The sequence below is a fragment of the Xenorhabdus mauleonii genome, assembly GCF_900113945.1.
GTDB classification, from domain to species: domain Bacteria; phylum Pseudomonadota; class Gammaproteobacteria; order Enterobacterales; family Enterobacteriaceae; genus Xenorhabdus; species Xenorhabdus mauleonii.
This window is the reverse complement of record NZ_FORG01000001.1, coordinates 15965-40273: the sequence shown is the minus strand read 5'-3', so window position 1 is coordinate 40273 and position 24309 is coordinate 15965. Positions and strand designations below refer to the sequence as shown.

The window sequence follows — 24309 nt, the reverse complement described above, 5'->3', positions numbered from 1 at the left end:
TTTTTATTTTTTATTTCTCACTTTTCATTTATCACTGTTCACTTTAATAAATTCACGGGTAAGTATTTATAAATCGTAGAAAGTGACACATTGTAAAGAATCGATAACTGCTTGCGGCTATGTCCCTTATCCAGCAATCGGGCGGCCTGTTGCCTGTCTTCTTCGGTAAATATCACTGGGCGCCCGCCAATCCGGCCTTGTTCCCGCGCTGCGGCCAAGCCGGCATTGGTTCTTTCCACAATCAACTCGCGTTCCATTTCTGCCAGTGCACTCATTACGTGGAAAAAAAATCGCCCCATTGCAGTACTGGTATCAATACTGTCAGTCAGGCTTTGAAAGTGGATCCCCCGTTCATGCAACTCAGAAATGAGGGTTACCAGATTTTTTACACTTCGCCCCAACCTATCCAATTTCCAAACAACCAAAGTATCACCGGTATGAAGATGTTTTAAGGCACGCTTCAAACCCGGACGATTAGCGGTTCTTCCGCTGATTTTATCTTCAAAAATAAATTCACAATTAATGCCGTTGAGTGCATTTCTTTGTAAATCACTATTTTGGTCATTTGTTGACACTCTGATGTAACCCACTTTTGCCACTGATAATCCTTTAATTACGTTATACATTTCGTCTTTCAAACTGCCTTTTTGTTAACTTCGCTCGCTTATCTCGGTCACCGTTTTTATAAACATACGGCTATCGATGCTCATGGGGATGTTCTCCCTTGCCGTCGCGATGCAATTTGAAATCCATTGAGTATGGAGACTATTTATTATGTAGATAATACCTATTTAATCGATACAAAAAACCATTAATTGATATTATTTCGAGATAAAAGTTTGCTGTGTGACGGCCGCAGCATAGCAAGTGATGAAATAATTATGCTTATCAACTAACTCGCTGGAACATGACCAAATCGAGTGATTTAACTCACAGTATTAATTTTTCCTGCCAGTAATAGCGAATAAGTTCTCGCTTATTTTTCAAAAATACTCTTTATTTAATTGAAATAATTTTGTTGCTAACTTGTTACGTTAAATGCCGAGGGTGTATATGGAACAGATTACACAATGGTTAGGTGCAATAAACGGGGTAGTATGGGGCATTCCAATGCTAATTGGGCTGTTGGGCATCGGTATTTTCATGCAGATCCGTCTATCCTTCTTACCCATCCGTAAATTGGGAATGGGCTTCAAACTACTTTTCCAAAAAAATGAAAAACGGGGCGAAGGCCAGATTTCACCTTTCAATGCGTTGATGACAGCGCTGTCAGCGACAATTGGAACAGGAAATATAGCGGGTGTCGCGACAGCCATTGTCATGGGCGGCCCGGGAGCACTGTTCTGGATGTGGATGACAGCCTTGGTGGGTATGGCCACAAAATATTCAGAAGCAGTGCTGGCGGTACGTTTCCGTGAAACCGACAAAAAAGGCAATTATGTTGGCGGCCCAATGTACTACATCAAGAATGGCCTTGGGAAAAAGTGGGTTTGGCTGGGAACACTGTTTGCCTTTTTCGGCAGTATTGCTGGCTTTGGCATTGGCAATACGGTACAGGCCAACTCAGTTGCAGATGTGCTGGAAAGTAATTTTGGCATTGAAAAAGCCATAACAGCGGGCATCTTGGTTATCTTGGTTGGGGCAGTGTTGATTGGTGGCATTAAGCGTATTTCTGATGTGGCCGGAAAATTAGTGCCGATTATGACCGTCGGTTACTTCGGTGCCGGGATCATTGTGCTGGCTATGAATCTTTCTGCCATTCCTGATGCCCTTGCTTTAATCATCAAATCTGCTTTCACGCCTGTCGCGGCTCAGGGTGGATTTGCGGGTGCTGCGGTCTGGGCGGCGATCCGCTTTGGTATTGCCCGTGGCATATTCTCTAACGAAGCAGGTATGGGAAGCGCCCCTATCGCTCACGCCGCAGCCAAAACCCAAAACCCGATCCGTCAGGGTTTGATTGCCATGTTGGGAACTTTCATTGACACCATTATTGTCTGCTCCGTAACCGGCTTGACCATCGTCATTACGGGTGGCTGGCTGACAGGTCAGACAGGGGCAACATTGACTGCGGCTTCTTTCTCAGCAGCGATCCCGGGAGGTAACTATATTGTTGCCGTTGCCTTGGCGATTTTCGCCTTTACAACCATTTTGGGTTGGAGCTTCTACGGTGAAAAATGTATCCAGTATTTACTGGGGCCAAAAGCCGTCGTGCCTTTCCGTATCGCCTGGATTATTGCATTGCCGATTGGTGCCACTCAGTCCTTGACTTTTGTCTGGTTGCTGGCGGATACCCTCAACGCAATGATGGCAATTCCCAACCTAATCGCAATCGCGTTGCTCAGCCCGATTGTTTACAGATTGACGAAAGACCATATTAAGGATGTCAACGCGGATAGCATTGATATTAAGCCGGTGATAAAGGCGGATTGATGTTTTTAAAAGTAATTCCTTAATATTGTAAAAACGATACATAATTTTTAAAAAACCGAGCATCAATGGCAGTAAGTGAAAGCAAGAAGTGAAAACAAAAAATAAAAAATAAGAAATGAAAAATAGGGAGTGGTGATTTCAAGCCACTTCCTATCTTTCTTTCGCGCTTTCTTTCATGCTTCCTTTCTTTCGTACTTCCTCTTTTTCACAGCTAACATAATGCAATTGGATTTTTTGCCGTTGTAACCATAATTCCCCAAATACCCCCGCAAAATTTGCAGTGTTCCCGCTATTGAATTTTTGGGCTTTTGTCATGCTTATACCCGTCGTCTTTCAAGTTACAGCTTTGTTGGCTGCGCCCACTCACCCCGGTCACCGTTCAGACAGACGGTTATCAATGCGCCCGGGGATAACTGAGAGGCTCCAGTCTCTCACCGGAGGCCAGCCTTTGGCAGAGCAAATTCGTTCCTGACGAATTTGTCATTCTCTTGCCGTCGCGCTGTATCTTGAAATCCATAGGGTTTAGCACAATTTCATTTGCACTTTTCTAAAGGCAAATTTTTTGCATGCAATAACAAATGCTCACCAAGGAAAGTCGTGGCTGAAGATAGCGATCTCGAAAAAACCGAAGAACCCACGCCCCATAAACGGGAAAAAGCCCGTAAAGAGGGGCAGATTGCGCGTTCCAAGGAACTCACCTCAATCCTGATGTTGGCGGGAGGGGTAAGCCTGCTCTGGATGAGCGGGCAGTCGATCACCCATGAACTTTCATTGATGGTGTTTGAAGGATTCAACTTCGACCACAATATGGTCAGCAACGATAAACAGATGGTGCAACAAGTCGGCCGATTGCTGAAACAGGCAGTATGGGCCTTGCTGCCCGTTTTTGCCGGGTTGGTCTTGATTGCCCTCAGTGCCCCGACTTTGATGGGAGGACTGTTATTTAGCTCCAAATCCGTCAAATTTGACCTGAAAAAACTGAATCCAATTTCAGGCCTGAAAAAGATATTCTCCATGAATGCATTGGCTGAACTATTTAAAGCCATTCTGAAAGCATCAATGGTCGGTTGCGGGGCTGCTCTGTTTATCTGGCTGAATTGGCCGGCCATGCTTAATCTGATTGCTCAACCGCCGTTGATGGCGTTGAGCGATGCCATGATGATGCTGATTTTTGCCAGCTATATTGTCTTGTTTATGTTGATACCGATGGTGGCATTTGATGTGTTGTATCAAATCCGCAGCCATCTGAAAAAATTGAGAATGACCCGTCAGGAGATCAAGGATGAATTTAAGGAGCAAGAAGGGGATCCCCATGTAAAGGCAAGAATTCGTCAACAACAGCGAGCGGCCGCGCGCAAGCGCATGATGGCGGATGTGCCGAAGGCAGATGTCATTGTCACTAACCCGACCCATTACGCCGTTGCCTTACAGTATGACAGTAAAAAAATGGGCGCCCCCAAAGTACTGGCAAAAGGGGCCGGGCTGATTGCCTTGCGCATAAAAGAAATTGGTGCGGAAAATCGTATTCCGTTACTGGAAGCGCCACCTTTGGCGAGGGCGTTGTATCGCCATGCTGAAGTCGGGGGCTTTATTCCTGCTGCGCTCTATGCTGCTGTCGCAGAAGTGCTTGCCTGGGTTTACCAATTAAAACGTTGGAAACAGGAAGGTGGCCTAAAACCGAAAACACCTGAAAATCTGCCAGTGCCGCCAGCACTGGATTTTGCTGGAGAAAATAATCGTCATGGCTAATCTGGCTTCATTACTACGTTTAACGGGAAGTCGTTTACCGGGAAACATGAAAGGTTCCGAATGGCAAATGCTTGCTGGGCCTGTTTTGATCCTTATGATCTTGTCGATGATGGTACTACCGCTGCCACCATTTCTGCTTGATCTACTCTTTACCTTCAACATTGCACTTTCCATCATGGTATTGCTGGTGGCAATGTTCACCCGCCGGACGCTGGATTTCGCTGCATTCCCGACTATTCTGCTATTTTCAACCTTATTGCGTCTGTCCCTGAACGTTGCTTCCACGCGAATTATCCTGATGGAAGGTCATACCGGTTCGGCGGCAGCCGGGCAAGTGGTGGAAGCCTTTGGTCACTTTCTTGTCGGCGGTAACTTTGCGATTGGTATCGTCGTTTTCGTCATTCTGATCCTGATTAACTTCATGGTTATCACCAAAGGTGCGGGGCGTATTGCAGAAGTGGGCGCACGCTTCGTACTGGATGGCATGCCCGGTAAACAGATGGCGATTGATGCTGACTTGAATGCCGGATTGATCGGCGAGGATGAAGCCAAGAAACGTCGTGCCGAGGTTACTCAGGAAGCTGATTTCTACGGCTCAATGGACGGTGCGAGTAAATTTGTGCGTGGTGATGCCATCGCTGGCTTAATGATACTGGTGATTAATGTCATTGGTGGATTAATCGTCGGTGTTGCCCAACATGGCCTGACTCTGGGAGATGCGGCGGAAGCTTACACATTGCTGACCATTGGTGATGGATTGGTTGCCCAGTTGCCTGCATTAATTATCTCCACTGCGGCGGGCGTTATCGTTACCCGCGTGGCGACGGATGAAGATGTCGGCCAACAAATGGTGACCCAGCTTTTCAACAACCCCAAAGTCATGATGTTGAGTGCTGGCGTACTTGGGTTGCTCGGTCTGGTGCCGGGAATGCCTAACTTTGTTTTTCTGCTGTTCACGGCGGCATTGGCGGGATTGGGCTGGTTCCTGCTGCGTAAAGATAAAAATCCGTTGATGGCGCAACATGAAGAGATGAAAGCGGTGGAAGAGCAACAACAAACCGCAGAAGCTTCATGGTCTGATGTGCAGTTGGAAGATCCACTGGGAATGGAAGTGGGCTACCGCTTGATCCCGATGGTCGATTTCCGTCAAAACGGGGAATTGCTTGGCCGTATCAGCGGCATTCGCAAGAAATTTGCGCAAGAAGTAGGGTACCTGCCTCCTGTTGTACATATTCGTGACAATTTGGAATTAGCACCGGCCAGTTACCGCATCATGATGAAAGGGGTAGAAATTGGCCGTGGTGAAGCACATCCGGGGCGTTGGCTGGCAATCAACCCGGGTGGTGCCGTGGGTGAATTGCAGGGTGATTTGACAACTGATCCGGCCTTTGGTCTGGCTGCGGTGTGGATTGATGACAGCTTAAGAGAACAGGCGCAAGTGCAGGGATACACCGTCGTTGCAGCCAGCACCGTTGTTGCAACTCACTTGAACCATTTGCTGTCCCAACACTCCAGTGAACTGTTCGGCAGACAAGAAGCCCAACAATTGTTTGAACGCGTTAGTCAGGAAATGCCAAAACTAACGGAAGATTTCATTCCTGACGTTGTCAGCCTGACAACCTTGCATAAGGTTCTGCAAAACCTGCTGGCAGAGCAAGTGCCGATCCGTGACATGCGTTCCATTATTGAAACATTGGCGGAGCATGCGCCGGTACAGAAAGATCCATATGAGTTAACCGCCATGATCCGAATCTCACTCGGCCGAGCCATCGCCCAGCAATGGTTCCCGGGAGTGGATGAAATAAAAGTCATTGGCTTGGATACCAGCCTGGAAAGATTGCTGCTTCAGGCATTGCAAAATGGCGGCGGATTAGAACCGGGCTTGGCGGAAAGCCTGGAACGTCAGGCAGCAGAGGCCTTGGAACGCCAAGAGATGCTGGGAGCGCCACCAGTATTGTTGGTCAACCATGCACTGCGCCCATTATTATCCCGTTTCCTGCGTCGCGTATTGCCACGGTTGGTGGTATTGTCCAACCTTGAAATCACTGATAATCGCCAAATCAGAATGACAGCAACGATTGGCGGGGCGAGATAATATTGGATCACGTTGTATTTTAATTCGGAATAATAAATTACAGAAAGGTGATCGATTTAATGATCACCTTTTATATTTTCAAATGACCAGATTTTCAATTTACCGGCTTCAACCTGAAATATATCTAAAAAACTCTTCATACCACGCACAGAAAACGCTAAAGAAAAAACAACGGGTTTGACATAAACTATGACAAGCTCAAAATCGTGTCTTATCGCCCAGTTCCTGATAGATGAGATTTACGCAGACCAGAGATAATTCTATGCTACTGGAAGTGATTTTCACCCGCTGCACGAAACCGTCCCTTGGCCAACGTTTTTAATCAATGGCAGGAATTATAATGACAACAAGGTCTGATATAGAAAAGGGCAGATTGATTTATACAGAGAAGTTAGGCTGGGTAGATCTGGGACATGCTAAAGGTGATGACGCCAGATTGCTTATTGCTGCAATAAATGAAGGTTCAAATAAATGTACCAGAGATGGATATTTTACAATTCGCTATGTCCAATATATGGGGAAAGGGCGTAGATATGGGACATCAATAAAAACAAGATGGCGAGTCAGGGAGGGTTTATCTACGCGCGATCAGGAAAGGGTTGCGCTGACTATTATGATGTATACAACCCATTCATTTGAATCCTATCAAGATTCATTCCTTTTTAACTGGGTAACGGACAGTGGCTATAGTGGAGAAGATTTAGTGTCTAATTTACTGGGGTTTTATCAAGCCATATATAACACGAATTATTTACCCCAGTTAGGCGCCGTTAGTAAAGAAGAGGCATTGAAACGATGGGATTACTATGGCCCTATAGGCAAATTCAAAAATAAAATATTCAAACCGTTATTATTCCCTGATCCTGAAAAATACCCCAATAATGCAAGGCCTTATCATGGTTATCTGCCTAGCTTTTTAAATCTTATATCGCCCTTTAGTGACATTAAAAAAGGTCCGGATATAATACTTCTTAGAGATAATGTGTATGTTAACATAGGTAAAGAATATGCGGGGATTGCGATTGAGTAACTTTATACGTATAGGCGTAGTTATATCTGCTCTAATTATTGGTGTTATTTTTTTTATTGCATCATTAGCGAATGTCAATTTGTCATATACAAAAAGAAATTTTATTTATTATCATGCTTTTACCTTTGATGAAATTAAGAATGTACCTTTAATTTCAAATGATTATATTATACATTATGACTCCCCTGATGGTAATAATACAATGATGAACGAAATTGTTTTTTCAAATGTAAATTTAAATAACCTAACAAAATTAATAGAATATACTGAAAGTATGGGGTTTAAAAAATACTTCGATAAGTATTGGGGTGAAGATCGCTGGTGCAAAAATGACACAACCATAAGTATAAAACAAAATGATACAGAGCATACCATTTTGTTTTTAGTTGAAAAAAATTAGAACACATTATCTTCCCTTATGCTGTAACCTGTAGTTCCGGCCGTATGATGTGTCCAGGTTATGCTATTATATGAAATGGTTATATTTTCATATGGTTGCATATCATTGTGATTAAGTGAGTTAGGATAGTGAATGGAGATATTTTTTATGGTGGCGTTGGTTAGTTTTATCGAATAAAACTTTTCCAGTCCACCAGATGCGCTGTTCCTGTATATCTCAATTTCGCATTGAAGGCTTTCGTTATTTGATATTGCAACACCTAATAATGGAGAGGATTTATCAATGGGCTTTGTGATTATTATAGGCTGATGGTTGACATTTTGTTCTCGGCTTATATCGTGATCTACAGCATAAACCAATATCTTGTCTTTATACGCTTCCTGATATTTATTCCCTATTGAATCATGAGTTGAGCATCCGGCTGATATTAGTCCCTGTTTTTTTCCATTGATGGTCATATAAATAATATTCGCCATTACTTATTTCCTTTTTCTGAAAATTTATCAGATAAAAATAAAGTATAACGATTTGTTATATCAATGCATCGATTAAATTTTAGAATACTATTAAATTAGTCTACTCATTGATCCAGTTGAATAAGGCTCCCAGTTGGGCATTAAGACGACCGATAGCATGCAGTATTTTCGTAATGGTATGCCGACATGGTATCTTATTGAGGAATAGGGGGACATTTTCAGCCAGTTAATTTTTACCGGCTTTAAGTTTCGATGCATTGGCAGACTTGGGGCGAGTTATTGTGGATCTGATGACAAGGAAAATCACATCAATCAGATTGTGTTGACGATTAATATCAGTGTGTGCTTCTTCAACAATGGATGAATGTTCAATCAGAGCGATATGTAAACTATTAGAAGAGAAATAAGGCATGCCATTAGCCATTATTTCTCATTCAATAGGTGTTAAAAACGTATGCTCGTGTTTCGATGTAATTCGAGGCTTATAGGGGACAAGCCAAACAGAACTGTCAATATTGCTTTACACAATACAAGTCCTGCACAACACGAATCTTACATAACACAATAAAAACCTGTCCAGCACGATAAAAAAATCAAACGCTTACTTTATGGCCAGATAACGCCGAGTTGCGGTGTGCCTGACCATCTGCTCCATAAAGAGAAGGGCTGTGGTGGCTTTTCAGAAAAGCAATTGCTTTACTGTTCAACTCTACATGCTGATCCAGCAGAAGGCCGTTATGCGCATTTAAATCACGGATGCGCTCAATCGTTTGGCTCATTTGCTCCCATAATACAGCCAATCTTTCATAGGCAGCATAAGGCGCATTAATTTTTAGCGTTTCATTTAAGTACTGACGTTTTCGTTCTGCGTGATCAAGCGCCGAAAGCAAAAATGTCTTTTGTTCCGTCACTCGATGTAAATGATTCGCTTCAATAAAGCCTTCACTTAATATGCGCTGCTCTTCTGCCATAGTATGAGAAAGCGAGTTTAAATGTGCGCTTTGCTGCTCGAGCAAGAGTTGAAGTTCTTCCATTTATGGCTCTTTATGATTCTGATGGTTTATTTATCATATTCCATGTTTTCAAGGGCTTCTCTGAACAGGGCATCGGCAATTTTACCGCTGTCCATTGTCAGTGTTCCCTGTGCAATGGCTTCTTTCAATTGTTGTACTTTTTGGATATCAATATCCTGACTGCTTGGCTGAACAAGCTTCTTCTGTGCTTCACTCAGTTTAACCTGTGTATCGGCGCTTTTTTCTGCGACAGCCACAGTTCTGCGAGTGCTTTGAGCACCTTCATTGGCATTCCGTTGCTGTAAAGCAGCAATAGCCAGTAGAGGTTGAGTGCGTTCAATACTCATAATCGTAATCCTTTAATCAGGCATTATTTATTTGTCTTATACCTGTCGTCTTTCAAGTTGCAGCTTTGTTGGCTACGCTCACACACCAGTCACATAGTTATCCATGCTTCAGGTGATGCCTTTCCTTGCCGTCGCGCTGCATCTTGAAATCCATCGGGTATAGGTAGCAGGCGATATACCGCTGGCATGCCTGTAAATCATGGTCTGTTGGTTATATCGGCTGGAAGAAATAAAACTTTAGCCATTTATAACATCATTTTTACACTACCATTCTCTTGAGCTTCACCAGTAATAACCTGTCCGGAGTTCAGGCGAACACGAATATTATCAAAACTCGCGGCGTTGTTAATCGCTTTTCCTTCGTAACGTACCTGAAAATGGTGCCCATCTACGGTAACGACCACATTTTGTCCGGCTTTTATTGCCCACGGACGCCGGATCATATTGCGTGTGATAAGTTGCCCGGCAGGGATATGACGAAGTGCAATACCATGTTGTATGGCCTTTTTGTTACGAATTATGTCGTTTGGCAGCTTGTCTAAAGCCCCCGTTTTAACTTGAAAATCTTTTTCTGTCAGGGTTGCATTACGATTAATTACACGCTTGGAAACCAAATAAGGGCCGGTGACGTTGACATGAACCTGAATAAAGCGTCGTTGCTGATCACATGTCACAGGAACGGAAAGATTGCCCCAATTTTTGTTACCCATTGGTGGTTGTATTTCAGGACGTTCACAAACCGGCCACTGCTGCTCAGGCGTTTTTATCTCCACTTTGACTTTATTGCCCGATGTGTGGTGGATCTGGCTGAAATAGTCATTGATCAATTGCGGTAAATTGTTCCCCCAAGCGACAGAACTGACAAAAAATAAATTAAGGAAAAAGGTAAGAAACCCGATAATTTTTAATGCCGGCATTTAACCACCTTAATCCTGTTAGCAAACCATGATTTCAAAACTTATTCAGTACCTGTTGGATGTTATTAGTGTAACGCGATTGATTATTCGTTAATGGGATAAATAGCAATCCAATTTGTTTCTATTCTTCGAATCAGCTTTTTCTTCTCCGTTTATTCTGTTAGCTGCTTGGAGCTTATCCCGGCACTGTTTTACCAATAAGTAGTCAGCAAAAACGAGGAAGGAATATGCTCGATAAATTAGATGCCGCCTTTCAATTTCGACAAGAAGCGCTGGCACTCCGCAATCAGCGGCAGGAAATTTTGTCCGCCAATATTGCCAATGCGGATACCCCTGGCTATCAGGCGCGTGATATCGATTTTGCAGCTCAGCTGAAAAAAACGATGGCACATGGCCGTGTAACGGGAAATGGAATTGGGCTGACTCTGACTTCCGATCGGCATATTCCCGTCCAACCTCAAAAGCGTCTGGAGATGGATCTGCTGTATCGGGTGCCATATCAGACGGCAATGGATGGAAATACCGTTGACATGGATATGGAACGCAGCAATTTCGCAGATAACAGTCTGAAATACCAGGCTGAACTTACTATGACGAATGCGCAGATCAAAAGCATGATGTCAGTTCTACAGTCACAAGGATAATGGGAATGTCTTTACTCAGTATTTTTGATATTGCCAGCTCTGCGCTTTCCGCTCAGTCTCAGCGGCTGAACGTCAGCGCCAGCAATATGGCGAATGCCGATAGCATTGTCGGGCCGGATGGTGAGCCTTATCGTGCCAAGCAAGTGGTTTTCCGCGTTGCCGCACCAGCGGGGCAGGAAATAGGTGGGGTTCGAGTCAGCGAAGTCGTGGATGATCCTACGCCTTTCCGTCTTGAATATAAGCCGGGTAACCCATTGGCCGATGAAAAAGGTTATGTACGTATGCCGAATGTGGATGTAGTCGGGGAAATGGTCAATACCATCTCTGCTTCCCGCAGTTATCAGGCAAACGTTGAAGTGCTTAACACCACTAAGTCCATCATGTTGAAAACGCTGACGCTGGGTCAGTAACAGGAATTCCATTATGGGTGTGACCGCTTCAATCAATGATGTATTGGATAATACTACGGTAGGCGAACTTGCTTCCCCGACAAAATCCAAGCCACAAAGCAGCGACGATATTAAAGATAATTTCTTGAATTTATTGGTCGCGCAGCTCAAGAACCAAGACCCAACCAATCCGATGCAAAATAATGAGTTAACGACTCAGCTTGCACAGATCAGCACCGTTCAGGGTGTCGAAAAACTCAATAAAACACTGGGAGCTGTTGTCGGACAGATGGACAACAATCAGGCGATGCAGACGACATTGCTGATTAACCGCGGTGTTATGGTGCCCGGCGATAAGATCCTGGTGGGTTCCAATGAAGAGAAAGTTATCAGCACAACGCCGTTTGGCTTTGAGCTGACCCGACCTGCCGATGACGTGAAAATAACCATCAAAGATAAGAGTGGTGCGGTAGTGCGGGAATTGGATATCGGTAAATTTGAGGCCGGTGTCCAGAGTTTCGTATGGGATGGCAAAGACGCAGATGGCAAGGATGTGGAAAACGGTGCTTATAGCTTCACAGTTTCCGCAAGCTATCAAAATCAAGCGTTAGTGACACTTCCGCTGAACTATGCCGTAGTCAACGGCGTAACGCGGGGTGAGGATGGCACTAAATTAGATTTAGGGCTGGCGGGTACGGTAACCATGGATAAAGTTCGTCAGATTCTTTAATTAAACGGAGGACATATGTCTTTTTCACAAGCGGTTAGTGGCTTGAATGCCGCAGCGAGTAACTTGGACGTTATTGGTAATAACATTGCAAACTCGGCTACTTTTGGCTTTAAATCCAGCTCCGCTGCTTTTGCGGATGTTTTCAGCGGCTCAAATGTGGGCTTGGGTGTTAAAGTTTCTGGCATGGTTCAGAACTTTAAAGATGGCTCAACCACCACGACTAACCGCAAGTTGGACATGGCTATCACACAAGGCGGTTTTTTCCGCATGCAGGACTCCAACGGCAATATTTTCTATTCCCGCAATGGTCAGTTCCAGATGGATGCAGACCGTAATCTGATCAATATGCAGGGCATGAAGCTGACCGGTTATCAGGCAGTCAACGGTGAAGTTCAACAAGGCGGGGCAATCGGGCCAATTACGATCCCAACCGACATGTTGGATGCAAAAGCCACGACAGAAATGAGACTGAAAGCCAACCTGAATTCAATGGAGACCGCGATCAGCGGAACAGGAACATTTGATCCCAACAAGAAAGAGACATTTAATTTCAGTGCTCCGCTTCAAGCATTCGATAGCTTGGGGAATGAGCATGATATCAATGTATTTTTCGTTAAAACAGGCGATAACAAATGGACAGTCCATGCGCTGGACAGATCTGTTGAGGGTTCTGCGCCTCAATCATTGGGTGATCTAGAATTCAGTACCAGCGGCCAAATGAAAGAGATTCCGCCATTTAAATTTAATTTAGCTGCCTTGAATGGTTCAGCTCCAGCGGACATCAACATTGATCTTAATGGCAGCAAGCAGCAGAGCATTGCGCAAAACTCTATCTCTCCACCAAAGCAAGATGGTTATGCGACCGGCCATTTCACCGACTACCGTGTTGATAATGACGGCAAAATTTACGGCCTTTACTCTAACTCCCAGACGCTGGCTTTAGGTCAGGTTGTACTGGCAAACTTCTCTAACCCTGAAGGTCTGGCTTCACAGGGCGATAACGTGTGGGCAGAATCCGGCGCATCCGGCAGTTCTGTTGTGGGTCTCGCCGGTTCAGGTAACTTCGGTAAGTTGATCAGCGGTGCGCTGGAAGCTTCTAACGTGGACATGAGCCAAGAACTGGTCAATATGATCGTCGCCCAGCGCAACTATCAATCCAACGCCCAGACCATCAAGACGCAAGACCAAATTCTGCAAACTCTGGTCAGCATGCGTTAACAGGCTCCGGCGGCCAGCTTTTTTTGGAGATAGTTTATGGATCACGTCATTTATACCGCGATGGGCGCAGCACGACAAACGCTGGAGCATCAGGCCGTTACTGCCAATAATCTGGCCAATGCGTCAACACCGGGCTTTAAAGCCCAGCTTGCTGCGCTGCGTGCTGTACCGATTGAAGGCGAAACCCTGCCAACGCGTACACTTACGGTTGCCTCCACTCCCGGCATGGATAGCCGTCAGGGGCCAATGAATTATACCTCACGTCCGCTGGACGTGGCTGTCGGACAAGGCGGCTACCTGGCGGTTCAACTTGAAGATGGAACGGAAGCCTATACCCGCAACGGCAGCATCCAGATTTCACCCGAAGGCCAACTGATGGTGCAGGGACGCATGTTAATGGGCGAAAACGGGCCGATTGATGTTCCGCCACAGGCTGAACTGACCATCGCGGCGGATGGCGCTATCTCTGCATTGATTGCCAGCGATCCGCCAACTTTGTTGGGGCAGATTGGCAAACTGAAAATCGTTAAACCGGAAGCCAACCAAGTGGTGCGGGGTGACGATGGTTTGTTCCATCTGACGCCACAGGCGCAGGAGCAGTTGGGCAATGAACTGGCGGCCAGTACAGAAGTGAAAATCATGCCGGGTGTTCTGGAAGGCAGCAATGTCAATCCGGTAGAAAGCATGGTGAACATGATAGCCAACGCGCGTCGTTTTGAGATGCAGATGAAAGTCATACACAGTTCCGATGAAAATGCACAACGGGCTAACCAAATTCTCGCTATGAGCTGAGTCGGAAACAGGGGATAAATTCATGATCCGATCTTTATGGATTGCCAAGACTGGGCTGGATGCCCAGCAAACAAATATGGATGTCATTGCCAACAACTTGGCAAACGTCAGCACCAATGGTTTTAAACGCCAGCGCGCAGTTTTTGAAGATTTGCTCTATCAAACAGAGCGTCAACCGGGAGCGATGTCATCTGAACAAACCAACCTGCCTTCAGGCTTGCAGATAGGTACAGGTGTGCGTCCGGTCGCGACTGAGCGTCTGCACAGCCAAGGTAACTTGGCTCAGACCAATAACAGCAAAGACGTCGCCATCAAGGGACAAGGTTTCTTCCAGATCCAGATGCCTGACGGCACAACAGGCTATACCCGCGATGGTTCATTCCAGGTGGATCAAAATGGTCAGTTGGTAACTGCGGGCGGCTTTCAGGTCGTTCCTGCGATCATCATTCCGGACAATGCCACCAAAATCAGCATTGCCCGTGATGGTATCGTCAGTGTGAACGTGCAGGGACAAAATGCGCCCCAGCAGGTTGGACAGTTGACGCTGACCACATTCATCAATGAAAGCGGTCTGGAAAGTGTCGGCGAGAACCTGTATCTGGAAACCAACAGTTCCGGTGTTCCGGTGGAAAATGCGCCGGGTATCAATGGTGCTGGGTTGCTTTATCAAGGTTATGTTGAAACATCTAACGTCAACGTGGCGGAAGAGCTGGTCAATATGATTCAGGTGCAACGAGCCTACGAAATCAACAGCAAAGCGGTATCAACGTCTGATCAGATGCTGCAAAAACTGACCCAGTTATAACCAAATCATGCATAGTGGGGGAACCGTTTTCCTCACTATTTTTATGATAAACATAATTTCTGCAATAAACATAAGAGCATAGAAGATGGATACAATGCCAGTTGCCGAGAACCATGCCGGAAGCCATGCTAAAGACCATATAGCTTATGACTCTGCCGGTTTACGGAAAAACCGGGGAAATAAGTGGCGTATCAGCATATCTATGGCGGTACTCACATTGTCAGCACTGACATTAGGGGGATGTGCATATATACCGCACAAACCGCTGGTGGAAGGGCAGACAACAGCAAAGCCTGCCGAAACACCCGCGCCAATGCCAAATGGCTCTGTTTTCCAAGTTGTCCAGCCGGTCTATTACGGTTACCAACCCCTGTTTGAAGACCGCCGTCCACGCAATATCGGCGATACGCTGACGATTATCCTGCAAGAAAACGTCAGTGCGAGCAAAAACTCCTCAGCCAATGCCAGCCGCAATGGAAAGACAGGTTTCACTGCCGCTTTGACCCCTCGTTTCTTACAGGGATTAATTGGCGGTGACAAAACTGATTTGGGCATGGAAGGCAACAGCGAGTTTGGCGGCAAAGGCGGAGCAAATGCCAACAACACATTCAGGGGCACTATCACTGTCACCGTGAATAGACTGCTGGCAAACGGCAATTTGCACGTGGTGGGCGAAAAACAGATCGCCATCAATCAGGGAACGGAATTCATCCGCTTCTCTGGTGTCGTGAATCCGCGCACCATCAGCGGCAACAATACCGTGAGTTCCAACCAAGTTGCGGATGCACGCATTGAGTATGTTGGCGATGGTTATATCAATGAAGCGCAGAATATGGGCTGGTTGCAGCGTTTCTTTATGAATATCTCACCGTTTTAAAAGAGGATGGTCAGGATGAAAAAATTAGTCGCCAGCCTTTTTGCATTTTTGCTGGTGTTATCCAATGGGTTTGTATCTACCAGCGCTTTTGCGGAACGTATTCGTGATTTGACGAGTATTGAAGGTGTCCGAGATAACGCATTGATCGGCTATGGTTTGGTGGTTGGATTGGATGGAACGGGTGACCAAACCATGCAGACACCTTTTACCACCCAAAGCCTGAGCAATATGCTGTCACAATTGGGGATCACCGTACCGCCCGGTACCAACATGCAGCTGAAAAACGTTGCTGCCGTCATGGTGACAGCCAAGCTGCCACCTTTTGCGCGTTCAGGGCAAGGCATTGATGTCGTGGTTTCTTCATTGGGGAATGCCAAGAGCCTGCGGGGCGGGACATTGCTGATGACGCCATTGAAAGGCGTGGATAATCAGGTCTATGCACTGGCCCAGGGAAATATTCTGGTAGGTGGCGCAGGGGCAAGTGCAGGCGGCAACAGCATTAAAATCAATCAGCTTGCAGGGGGCCGCATCTCCAATGGTGCTGTAATTGAGCGTGAATTACCGACCCAATTTGGTCAGAAAGGCACATTGAACCTGCAACTGAATGATGATGATTTTAGTCTGGCCCAGCAAATCAGTGATGCCGTCAACCGTCTGAAAGGCACAGGAACAGCAACGCCGCTGGATTCCCGTACTGTTCAGCTGCGTTTGCCGATTGAGAGCAGTGAGCAGGTTAAGTTTCTGTCTCAAGTGCAGAATCTGAATATTCGTGTTGATGCCGGTGACGCCAAAGTGATTTTCAACTCCCGCACAGGTTCGGTCGTGATGAATCGCAACGTCACGCTGGATAGCTGTGCAATTGCCCACGGCAGCCTTTCTGTTACGGTTGAGCGCCAGACAGCGGTCAATCAGCCGAATACACCGTTGGCGGGTGGAAACACAGTCGTTACCCGCAATACGGGAATTGGCATTCAGGAGCAAGGCGGAGCATTGCAGCAACTCAATGCCAGTGCGAATTTGACGCAAGTCGTGCGTGCATTGAATGCATTGGGTGCAACACCTACAGATCTCATGTCGATTTTGCAGGCGATGGAGAGCGCAGGTTGTCTGCGTGCGAAACTGGAGATTATCTAATGAACGATTTCCTGACGACGCCCAATGCGGCTTATGACGTTAATTCGCTGCATTCACTGAAAGCCAAACTGTCACAGGAACCACAACAAGGGCTACGGCAAGTAGCCCAACAACTTGAAGGCGTCTTCGTCCAGATGATGCTGAAAAGCATGCGTTCCTCGCTGCCGCAGGATGGCATATTGAGCAGCGAGCAGACACGTTTTTATACTTCGATGTACGATCAGCAAATTGCCCAAGACCTTTCCCAAAAAGGGCTGGGATTTGCTGACATGATAGTCAAACAGGTCTCCAATGCGAACACGGCGCCCAGCGAATTGGCCGGTACTCAGCCGATGCTGCTGGACAAGGAAATCCTGCATACATTACCGAAACAGGCACTGGAGCAGTTTATGCGCCGGGCCATGCCTGAAAGCTCTTCTTCAACGTTGTCCAATCGGGCAGCTGAAACCCGGTCACTGTCAATGAACAGTGCTAACTTTGTTTCCATGCTCTCTTTACCGGCACAACTGGCAAGCCAGCAAAGCGGGATACCGCATTTGTTGATCATTGCTCAGGCTGCGCTGGAATCAGGTTGGGGACAACGTGAAATTCTGACCGAAGAAGGCAAGCCAAGTCATAACCTGTTTGGGATCAAAGCGGGTAAAAATTGGAAAGGGCCTGTCACCAACATCATGACAACGGAATACATTGATGGTGAACCGAAGAAAATGCAGGACAATTTTCGGGTGTACGGCTCTTATGCCGAAGCGATAGCGGATTACACCAAATTACTGACAGAAAACCCACGTTACGCCAAAGTCGCGCAATCCACAACGGCAGAGCAGGGGGCGCATTCCTTGCAAGATGCAGGCTATGCCACCGATCCCGGTTATGCCAAAAAACTGGTATCACTGATCCAGCAGTTAAAAAATACCGGCAATCAAATGGCAAAAGCCTATTCCTCTGATTTTGATAATTTATTTTAGTTCAAGTGGCCGCTTTTAGATGACTTCACTTTAAGTGGCCACCATCGAAAACAAGGGCATATTTGCTCAAGGAACAGGGATACCTGCCGATAACTGTAACAGTGAATGACCTCCCGTCGCCGGAGGTTTAAAGAAAACGTAAAAGGATCTACACATGTCCAATAGTCTTATGAATACTGCCATGAGTGGTATTAATGCCGCGCAGGTGGCAATGGGTGTAGTAGGTAATAACATCGCCAACTCCAAAAGCGCGGACTATAACCGACAGACTACCGTAATGACGCAGAATAATGGAACCATGTCGCCTGTAGGCTTTGTGGGCAACGGAGTAGTTGTCAGCTCAATCAATCGCGAATATAGCGAATTCATCAGCCAACAATATAACTCAGCACAAACAAAGCATGCTGCCCTGAAAACTTATAACCAGCAGATCTCCAAAATTAATGATTTGCTGGCAGATAAAGACACCAGCTTGTCTAACTCTATTGAAGATTTCTTCAAAAGTTTGGGAACGGCTGAAAGCAACGCGGAAGACAGCGCAGCGAGAACAACTGTTCTGGGTAAAGCCGAAGGTCTGGTTAGCCGATTCAAGGAATCCGATGAATATCTGCGCCAGATAGATGGCAGCATCAATTCTCAAATTGAGCAAAATGTTGAAGAAATTAACAAGTACGCAGAACAAATCGCACAACTGAACAAAGAAATTACGCGTATGCGTGGCACCGGCAATGGCGAACCGCTAGCCTTGCTGGATCAGCGCGATGAAGCTGTTAACCGGTTAAACCAACTGGTCGACGTGAATGTCGTTCAGCAGGATGGTGGCGTTTATAACGTCTCATTTGGCGGTGGGACAACACTGGTCACTGGCAGTAAATCCTATCGTCTGGAAGCGATCCCCTCCAGCGCTGACGTCAGCCGCATTACTGTGGGCTACAACAACGGCACGGGCGAGACACGAGAAATTGATGAGCGGTTTATTTCTCAAGGCTCGTTGGGCGGTGCGTTGCAAGTACGTAGGGAAGTGGTGGATAAAACCCGCAATGAATTGAACCAACTGGCATTGGTGATGGCCGATCAATTCAATCAGGTACAGCATGCGGGCTTTGATCTGAACGGTGATAAGGGTATTGATTTCTTTAACTTTGACAAGCCAGAAATTGTCTCCAACAACGACAACAAAGGTACAGCCGAAATTACTGTGGAATATGCAGATACCACAAAAGTTAAAGCCAGTGATTATATCCTCAAATTTGAAGGCGGGGATTGGAAAGTCCAGCGTGTATCAGACAAGGCCATTATTCCGGTGGATAAAAAGGGCGATACGCTGGAGTTTGACGGTCTGAAAGTCACTATTGACAGTTCCAAGGCGCAAGAGAACGACAAACACACATTGAAAGCGGTCAGCAATGTCATCGCTACACTAGACATAAATCTGAAAGACTCTTCCCAGTTGGCGACCGCAGGCGCTAAAGATGGTGGCCCAAGCGATAACCGCAATGTGAAGAAATTCCTTGAATTGCAGGACAAACGTTTGGTGGATGGAAAATCCTCTTTTGCGGGTGCATATGCTTCCTTGGTCAGTAAAGTGGGTAGCGATGCAAACAAAGCTAAAGTTGGTTTTGAAGCGCAAGGGCATATCGTTGATAAACTGGGTTCAACTCGCCAATCCATTTCTGGCGTCAACATGGACGAAGAATACGGTGAACTGCAACGCTTGCAGCAGTATTATCTGGCAAACGCCCGAGTCATCCAGACTGCGACAACTTTATTTGACGCAATTTTGGGTATTCGTTAATCACCATTTAGTTGAAGACATATCCATTGGATTTCAAGTTGTCGCTGGCAAAGCTGCAACTTGAAACACGACAGGTATAAAAAAGGAATAAGATTGTGCGCGTAAGTACGAATCAACTATATAGCCAAAAAATGAATGGGATCTTCGGTGCCCAATCTAAGTGGATGAAGTCGGGTGAGCAACTCTCCAGTGGCCGTCGGGTAATTAATCCGTCTGATGATCCTCTGGCTGCTTCGCAGAACATCATGGTTTCTCAATCTGAATCGAAAAACCAACAGTTCGCCACCGCCCGCATTTTTGCCAGAAACGCCATGTCAGCCCAGTTGAGCATTACATCAAATATGGTGACAGTGACGACGAACGTGTTTGAAACATTAGTTGCAGCGGCAGATGAGCAGAGCGATCAAGATCGTGCCTCTTATGCACAGCAATTGGAAGGTTTCAAACAACAATTGTTAAATCTGGGCAATAAAACGGACGGTAATGGCCGTTATATCTTTGCGGGCTATAAGACGGATAAGCCTCCTTTTGTGGCCGGTGAAGATGGAAAAGTCAGCTATGTTGGCGGTGATGAAAAGATCACCCAAAAAGTGGATGATAACCGTTCAATGATCATTGCCCATACTGGCAGAGAAGTCTTTCTATCCCAGCCCGGCAACCCGATCAAAGAACCCGATGGAACAAATAGTGAGTCTGATGTTTTTGCGTCCATTGATATGGCAATCAAAGCACTGAAAGTTCCTTACAGCGACGCGACTGAAGAACAGAAGAATGAAGCGATGGAGCTGATGAACAAAGCTAACCGCGGAATTCGCAATAGCCTGAATAATTTCTCTTCTGCCGAAGCGGTATTGGGTTTGCAGCTTCAGGAACTGGAACAGTTGGATGCGCTGGGCAGCGAACGCAGCATATCGAATAAAGTACGTTCAGGCGAACTGGTTGATGTTGACTGGACAGCGACGATTTCCGAGTACTACCAGCAACAAGCTGCATTACAAGCCTCCTTTAAAGCCTTTACTGATTTAAAAGGCATGTCTATGTTTGAGATGTACCGCTGATTTAAATCCTTTCAGATTCAAAGTTGCAGCCGTTCGGGCTGCAACTGAGATTAAAGATCTAATTTATGGCTTGGATAAAAAATTTGTAAATGACATTAATCGTGAACCAATCTGACAGATTCCTATATAACTGTAATCTGTCATGTTAAGTCACTGCTAATATCATATAAAAAATATCCTGAATGTCTTTAACTTGTTAACTTGCTCTTTAACGATATATCAGGATCTCGGATTTATTATATATTTCCATATAAAGGTCACGGAGTTTCCTGACTGACATCATTCGGAATAGATGCTAAGTTAGGGAATAGTAAACTCGTAGTACCTCAATATGCTAGCGGGTACCTTGTCTCTGAATTCATTTTTAAGTTCTCCTGCTGATCTTGTCCTTCCTCCAGTATCCACAATTGGTAACTTTAGTATGAAAGGCCGTTTTGGGTTGTCTGGGTTTCTTAGGGCTAAAATAGATAATTCTCTTTCTAACTCCGCTACTTCAAACATTTGAGAGAAGAGGGGGGGAACATCATTTTCTCTTTTAAATTCTGTAAGTAGATGTTTTATGAATCTATATATCTTATTTTTCCTTTGCTTTAATATAGTAATTAAAAAAACCTTGGCTTTGATCTTGAGAAGTTAAGTAATCCTTAGCGTTATCAAGTACATGACCTATTTCACTATCATCTATTGCATTTAGTATGCCTATACAACAAATGGCAGAGAAAGTAGTTACATCAGTATCCTTATTCTGATAAACCTCGTCCATCCATGCTTTCCCTTATCAATTTGTTAAGAACATCTTGATCAATAATAGAAATACGCATATGGTTATCCTATAAAATAAGCACTATTAAAATATGAAAAAGCAAGTTGTAAATTAGAATTATGTAATTTAAAAAAATTAAATAAAATTTTGTAGTATATATTTAAGAATATATCAACCTTATTTAACTAAAGTTAATTTTAAGTTTCTTGCTGTTTCAAATTTAACACTAAATAACTAACGAGATAAATATGCCATTTTTTATATGTATGATCTAATCTTGTCTTTTAGGTAAACTATTTTTAGTTAACTTACCTTTCTCTTACTGCCACGATGAAACTAGAAATAAATAGAAGAAACATCATCATAATATTTCGGCGAAAAATACTTGTTTAATTTTATTATTTGTTTAAGTTATAATGTATTAGCTCTTATTATAAATTATTCATTCTTTAAAAAGAATAACACGGATGCAAAAAAAATCAATCAACAAAGCATAAACGTAGTTTATTATTATAAATTAAATGCATAATGATTTGTTTTTTATGAAAATTAATTAGTTATTTTATCGATACAAAAAATACTCATTAATAAATACAAGTTAAACAAATCTGTTATCATTGAAGATATTTAAGGCGATTTAATAAATGTTACCCTATGCTCTTCTATATTTATTTATACCCTTAGTCTTTCAAATTGCTTATTTGTTGGCTGAACCCATTCACCCCAGCTACATAGCTATTTTATGCTCCTGGGGATGAATTCCCTTTCCGTCGCGATGTAACTTGAAATCCATTGCGTATATATGATTGGTATTTAAATAGAATAGGTGAATAATATGGCTTTTAAGGAACCTTTTAGTACTGGATATAAAGTAGGCGATTTATTGTATGGGCTCGGACCTAAGAGGAGTAATTATATGGGAGTCGATGCTTTTAAAGATTTATCAGAACATAACAAGAAACGTACCGAACCTCATGCAGTTATAGATTATTATCTAACCCAAAAAGATGCAGATGCTGGAATGGATTTTACTTATGAAATAAAGCCATCAACAATGAAAAATAGAGATATAGAGACGATAAAGGAACCTTACCATAAAAGTTTTTTAAAGCATATGACGTTAAGTGAGCATGATGAAAAATATCATGATATTCCTACTGCCCCCATAGATTATGAAAAAGATGCTTACTGTGGTATGTCTGGTATGTCTGAAACTATTTACACGCACTTAGGGAGAAAGTGTAAAATGGGATTATCGTGGATATGTACGAGTAATGATAAAGAAGTTAAGGATTGCTGTGTCCATTTCATACTTGATGGTCTCAATATGGATCAAATCATTAATAAAGGGACGGAATATGGTAAGAGTATAACAGCAAGAGAGTTGAGATGGGTTTACAGGAATAGAAACGATGATAGAGTTGCTAAGAAAGTCCAATTTTGGCTGAATGACAGACAGGTTGTTCCACCTTGGGTGTCGGGTTCTCCTATATGGGAAAGTGGGAGTACATTGCATGAAATCGAAGGAGATAAAAACCACCCACAAAATAAAAAAAACATTGAGGCATGGGCGGGTTATGGAGAAAAAGTGGAGCAGAAAAAGGAACGACGTAGACAAGAAAAGGAACTACGTAGACAACTAGAAGAAGCAATGAATACTGTTGATGAACCAAATGCTAGTGATGAGTCATTTGAAATGATAGATAATGAGGATGAACCAAATGCTAATTATGAACCAAATGCTATTGATGGGCCATGGGTAGTAGTATCGAGATCGACCCGTTAGACCCTGTTTGCCCTTGGGATGAGCGACAACGATATCAGCCGGGAAATCGAAGACCTGTACGCCTTCAGTATCTCCAACGTCACCATCAGTGCAGTCACTGACAAGATCATCCCTGAACTTAAACAGTGGCAACAGCGACCACTGGACGCCATTTATCCCTTCGTCTGGCTGGATGCTATCCACTACAAGATCCGTGAGGATGGGCGCTACGTGAGCAAAGCGGTTTATACCGTATTGGCACTCAATCTTGAAGGCAAAAAAGACGTTCTGGGGCTTTATCTCTCTGACAGTGAAGGCGCTAATTTTTGGTTATCCGTGCTGACTGACCTGCAAAATCGCGGGCTGAAAGATATTCTTATTGCCTGCATTGATGGGCTGACGGGCTTCCCAGAAGCGATAAACAGCATTTACCCACAAACCGAGGTTCAGTTGTGCATCATTCACCAAATCCGCAACTCGCTCAAGTATGTGGCCTCAAAGCACCACAAGGCTTTTATGGCTGACCTGAAGCCGGTCTATCGGGCGGTCTCAAAGGAGGCGGCAGAAAGTGCACTGGACGAGTTGGACATGAAATGGGGTCAACACTATCCGGTTGTCATCCAGAGCTGGCGTCGTAAATGGGCAATCTGTCGGCTTACTTCCGCTATCCGGAGACTATCCGCAAGGTTATTTACACGACGAACGCTATCGAGTCGGTACACCGTCAGTTCAGAAAACTGACGAAAACAAAGGGCGCGTTCCCGAACGAAAACAGCTTGCTAAAACTGCTTTATCTGGGGCTTCTCAATGCCCAGGAAAAGTGGACGATGCCAATCCAAAGCTGGAACCTGACGCTATCTCAGCTATGTATTTACTTTGAAGGGCGTCTGGATAATGTGATAACGTTATAAACGGCT

The 24309-nt window shown here is 44.7% G+C and carries 26 protein-coding genes and 1 pseudogene; 19 read left to right on the top strand and 8 right to left on the bottom strand.

The window, feature by feature from the left end; genetic code table 11:
- Positions 1-38: 38 nt before the first annotated feature.
- Entirely contained in the window at positions 39-599 is a 561-nt protein-coding gene (locus tag BM100_RS00160; RefSeq protein ID WP_092507035.1) for a recombinase family protein, read from the bottom strand.
- A gap of 454 nt (positions 600-1053) precedes the next feature.
- Here BM100_RS00160 and BM100_RS00155 point away from each other — a divergent pair, with 454 nt between their 5' ends.
- On the top strand, positions 1054-2430 hold the full coding sequence (locus BM100_RS00155; RefSeq protein WP_092507034.1) for an alanine/glycine:cation symporter family protein: 1377 nt from the start codon (positions 1054-1056) through the stop codon (positions 2428-2430).
- A gap of 150 nt (positions 2431-2580) precedes the next feature.
- Here the strand turns inward: BM100_RS00155 and BM100_RS22860 are convergent, their stop codons facing one another.
- Entirely contained in the window at positions 2581-2745 is a 165-nt protein-coding gene (locus BM100_RS22860; RefSeq protein WP_169924694.1) for a hypothetical protein, read from the bottom strand.
- On the opposite strand from BM100_RS22860, the gene BM100_RS22855 reads away from it, so the two are divergent.
- The 5 genes from BM100_RS22855 (at position 2744) to BM100_RS00135 (ending at position 7704) form a co-directional block, all read left to right on the top strand.
- Entirely contained in the window at positions 2744-2902 is a 159-nt protein-coding gene (locus BM100_RS22855) for a hypothetical protein (RefSeq protein WP_169924695.1), read from the top strand. The two genes, BM100_RS22860 and BM100_RS22855, sit on opposite strands and share 2 nt — an antisense overlap.
- A 125-nt stretch (positions 2903-3027) precedes the next feature.
- Positions 3028-4179 carry a flagellar biosynthesis protein FlhB gene (flhB, locus tag BM100_RS00150; RefSeq protein WP_092507033.1) on the top strand — a complete coding sequence of 384 codons (1152 nt, stop codon included), beginning with the start codon at positions 3028-3030 and terminating at the stop codon, positions 4177-4179.
- Entirely contained in the window at positions 4172-6274 is a 2103-nt protein-coding gene (flhA, locus tag BM100_RS00145; protein WP_092507032.1) for a flagellar biosynthesis protein FlhA, read from the top strand. Before flhB ends, flhA begins: the two co-directional genes overlap by 8 nt.
- A gap of 340 nt (positions 6275-6614) precedes the next feature.
- Positions 6615-7304 (top strand): hypothetical protein, encoded by a 690-nt coding sequence (locus BM100_RS00140; protein WP_092507031.1) that lies wholly within the window; start codon positions 6615-6617, stop codon positions 7302-7304.
- On the top strand, positions 7297-7704 hold the full coding sequence (locus BM100_RS00135) for a hypothetical protein (protein WP_244590615.1): 408 nt from the start codon (positions 7297-7299) through the stop codon (positions 7702-7704). The genes BM100_RS00140 and BM100_RS00135 overlap by 8 nt, the downstream gene beginning before the upstream one ends.
- On the opposite strand, the gene BM100_RS00130 is transcribed toward BM100_RS00135, so the two are convergent.
- The 5 genes from BM100_RS00130 to flgA all read right to left on the bottom strand — a co-directional run bounded on the left by BM100_RS00130 (position 7701) and on the right by flgA (position 10457).
- A complete protein-coding gene (locus BM100_RS00130; RefSeq protein WP_092507029.1) occupies positions 7701-8180 on the bottom strand; it encodes an Hcp family type VI secretion system effector in 480 nt (159 codons plus the stop codon). The genes BM100_RS00135 and BM100_RS00130 overlap by 4 nt on opposite strands.
- Positions 8181-8406: 226 nt before the next feature.
- Positions 8407-8604: a hypothetical protein gene (locus BM100_RS00125; protein WP_092507028.1), complete on the bottom strand. Its 198-nt coding sequence runs from the start codon at positions 8602-8604 to the stop codon at positions 8407-8409.
- Positions 8605-8773: 169 nt separating this feature from the next.
- Positions 8774-9214, bottom strand: coding sequence for a flagella synthesis protein FlgN (locus BM100_RS00120; RefSeq protein WP_092507027.1), 441 nt, complete (start codon positions 9212-9214; stop codon positions 8774-8776).
- 26 nt (positions 9215-9240) lie between these two features.
- Entirely contained in the window at positions 9241-9540 is a 300-nt protein-coding gene (gene flgM, locus BM100_RS00115; RefSeq protein WP_092507026.1) for a flagellar biosynthesis anti-sigma factor FlgM, read from the bottom strand.
- Between the two features lie 245 nt (positions 9541-9785).
- The gene (gene flgA / locus BM100_RS00110; protein WP_092507025.1) at positions 9786-10457 is read right to left on the bottom strand and encodes a flagellar basal body P-ring formation chaperone FlgA; all 672 of its coding nucleotides are present in this window, start codon (positions 10455-10457) and stop codon (positions 9786-9788) included.
- 227 nt (positions 10458-10684) lie between these two features.
- Between flgA and flgB the strand changes: the two genes are divergently transcribed.
- From flgB to flgL, 11 genes are all read left to right on the top strand, one after another.
- Positions 10685-11101 carry a flagellar basal body rod protein FlgB gene (flgB, locus tag BM100_RS00105; RefSeq protein ID WP_092507024.1) on the top strand — a complete coding sequence of 139 codons (417 nt, stop codon included), beginning with the start codon at positions 10685-10687 and terminating at the stop codon, positions 11099-11101.
- 5 nt (positions 11102-11106) lie between these two features.
- Positions 11107-11511 (top strand): flagellar basal body rod protein FlgC, encoded by a 405-nt coding sequence (gene flgC / locus BM100_RS00100; protein ID WP_092507023.1) that lies wholly within the window; start codon positions 11107-11109, stop codon positions 11509-11511.
- A gap of 13 nt (positions 11512-11524) precedes the next feature.
- Positions 11525-12220, top strand: a complete 696-nt coding sequence (gene flgD / locus BM100_RS00095) for a flagellar hook assembly protein FlgD (protein WP_092507022.1) — start codon at positions 11525-11527, stop codon at positions 12218-12220.
- Between the two features lie 15 nt (positions 12221-12235).
- Positions 12236-13438, top strand: a complete 1203-nt coding sequence (gene flgE / locus BM100_RS00090) for a flagellar hook protein FlgE (protein ID WP_092507021.1) — start codon at positions 12236-12238, stop codon at positions 13436-13438.
- A gap of 36 nt (positions 13439-13474) precedes the next feature.
- On the top strand, positions 13475-14230 hold the full coding sequence (locus BM100_RS00085; protein ID WP_092507020.1) for a flagellar basal body rod protein FlgF: 756 nt from the start codon (positions 13475-13477) through the stop codon (positions 14228-14230).
- A gap of 22 nt (positions 14231-14252) precedes the next feature.
- Positions 14253-15035, top strand: coding sequence for a flagellar basal-body rod protein FlgG (flgG, locus tag BM100_RS00080; protein ID WP_092507019.1), 783 nt, complete (start codon positions 14253-14255; stop codon positions 15033-15035).
- A gap of 202 nt (positions 15036-15237) precedes the next feature.
- Positions 15238-15912 (top strand): flagellar basal body L-ring protein FlgH, encoded by a 675-nt coding sequence (locus BM100_RS00075; RefSeq protein ID WP_175494892.1) that lies wholly within the window; start codon positions 15238-15240, stop codon positions 15910-15912.
- Positions 15913-15927: 15 nt separating this feature from the next.
- On the top strand, positions 15928-17046 hold the full coding sequence (locus BM100_RS00070) for a flagellar basal body P-ring protein FlgI (protein WP_169924696.1): 1119 nt from the start codon (positions 15928-15930) through the stop codon (positions 17044-17046).
- Entirely contained in the window at positions 17046-18011 is a 966-nt protein-coding gene (gene flgJ / locus BM100_RS00065) for a flagellar assembly peptidoglycan hydrolase FlgJ (protein ID WP_092507017.1), read from the top strand. Before BM100_RS00070 ends, flgJ begins: the two co-directional genes overlap by 1 nt.
- A gap of 154 nt (positions 18012-18165) precedes the next feature.
- A complete protein-coding gene (flgK, locus tag BM100_RS00060; protein ID WP_092507016.1) occupies positions 18166-19806 on the top strand; it encodes a flagellar hook-associated protein FlgK in 1641 nt (546 codons plus the stop codon).
- A gap of 95 nt (positions 19807-19901) precedes the next feature.
- Positions 19902-20864 carry a flagellar hook-associated protein FlgL gene (gene flgL / locus BM100_RS00055; protein WP_092507015.1) on the top strand — a complete coding sequence of 321 codons (963 nt, stop codon included), beginning with the start codon at positions 19902-19904 and terminating at the stop codon, positions 20862-20864.
- 574 nt (positions 20865-21438) lie between these two features.
- On the opposite strand, the gene BM100_RS00050 is transcribed toward flgL, so the two are convergent.
- Entirely contained in the window at positions 21439-21627 is a 189-nt protein-coding gene (locus BM100_RS00050) for a hypothetical protein (protein ID WP_092507014.1), read from the bottom strand.
- A gap of 835 nt (positions 21628-22462) precedes the next feature.
- Here BM100_RS00050 and BM100_RS00045 point away from each other — a divergent pair.
- Positions 22463-23413, top strand: a complete 951-nt coding sequence (locus BM100_RS00045; protein ID WP_092507013.1) for a hypothetical protein — start codon at positions 22463-22465, stop codon at positions 23411-23413.
- Positions 23414-24303 (top strand): annotated as a pseudogene (locus BM100_RS00040) (IS256 family transposase); the annotation flags it as partial.
- Positions 24304-24309: the final 6 nt, after the last annotated feature.

Coding starts and splice junctions, on each gene's coding strand:
- BM100_RS00155 (WP_092507034.1), top strand. CDS start 1,054: ATGGAACAGATTACACAATGGTTAGGTGCAATAAACGGGGTAGTATGG.
- BM100_RS22855 (WP_169924695.1), top strand. CDS start 2,744: ATGCTTATACCCGTCGTCTTTCAAGTTACAGCTTTGTTGGCTGCGCCC.
- BM100_RS22860 (WP_169924694.1), bottom strand. CDS start 2,745: ATGACAAAAGCCCAAAAATTCAATAGCGGGAACACTGCAAATTTTGCG.
- flhA (WP_092507032.1), top strand. CDS start 4,172: ATGGCTAATCTGGCTTCATTACTACGTTTAACGGGAAGTCGTTTACCG.
- BM100_RS00140 (WP_092507031.1), top strand. CDS start 6,615: ATGACAACAAGGTCTGATATAGAAAAGGGCAGATTGATTTATACAGAG.
- BM100_RS00130 (WP_092507029.1), bottom strand. CDS start 8,180: ATGGCGAATATTATTTATATGACCATCAATGGAAAAAAACAGGGACTA.
- BM100_RS00125 (WP_092507028.1), bottom strand. CDS start 8,604: ATGGCTAATGGCATGCCTTATTTCTCTTCTAATAGTTTACATATCGCT.
- BM100_RS00120 (WP_092507027.1), bottom strand. CDS start 9,214: ATGGAAGAACTTCAACTCTTGCTCGAGCAGCAAAGCGCACATTTAAAC.
- flgM (WP_092507026.1), bottom strand. CDS start 9,540: ATGAGTATTGAACGCACTCAACCTCTACTGGCTATTGCTGCTTTACAG.
- flgA (WP_092507025.1), bottom strand. CDS start 10,457: ATGCCGGCATTAAAAATTATCGGGTTTCTTACCTTTTTCCTTAATTTA.
- flgB (WP_092507024.1), top strand. CDS start 10,685: ATGCTCGATAAATTAGATGCCGCCTTTCAATTTCGACAAGAAGCGCTG.
- flgC (WP_092507023.1), top strand. CDS start 11,107: ATGTCTTTACTCAGTATTTTTGATATTGCCAGCTCTGCGCTTTCCGCT.
- flgD (WP_092507022.1), top strand. CDS start 11,525: ATGGGTGTGACCGCTTCAATCAATGATGTATTGGATAATACTACGGTA.
- flgE (WP_092507021.1), top strand. CDS start 12,236: ATGTCTTTTTCACAAGCGGTTAGTGGCTTGAATGCCGCAGCGAGTAAC.
- BM100_RS00085 (WP_092507020.1), top strand. CDS start 13,475: ATGGATCACGTCATTTATACCGCGATGGGCGCAGCACGACAAACGCTG.
- flgG (WP_092507019.1), top strand. CDS start 14,253: ATGATCCGATCTTTATGGATTGCCAAGACTGGGCTGGATGCCCAGCAA.
- BM100_RS00075 (WP_175494892.1), top strand. CDS start 15,238: ATGGCGGTACTCACATTGTCAGCACTGACATTAGGGGGATGTGCATAT.
- BM100_RS00070 (WP_169924696.1), top strand. CDS start 15,928: ATGAAAAAATTAGTCGCCAGCCTTTTTGCATTTTTGCTGGTGTTATCC.
- flgJ (WP_092507017.1), top strand. CDS start 17,046: ATGAACGATTTCCTGACGACGCCCAATGCGGCTTATGACGTTAATTCG.
- flgK (WP_092507016.1), top strand. CDS start 18,166: ATGTCCAATAGTCTTATGAATACTGCCATGAGTGGTATTAATGCCGCG.
- BM100_RS00050 (WP_092507014.1), bottom strand. CDS start 21,627: ATGGACGAGGTTTATCAGAATAAGGATACTGATGTAACTACTTTCTCT.
- BM100_RS00045 (WP_092507013.1), top strand. CDS start 22,463: ATGGCTTTTAAGGAACCTTTTAGTACTGGATATAAAGTAGGCGATTTA.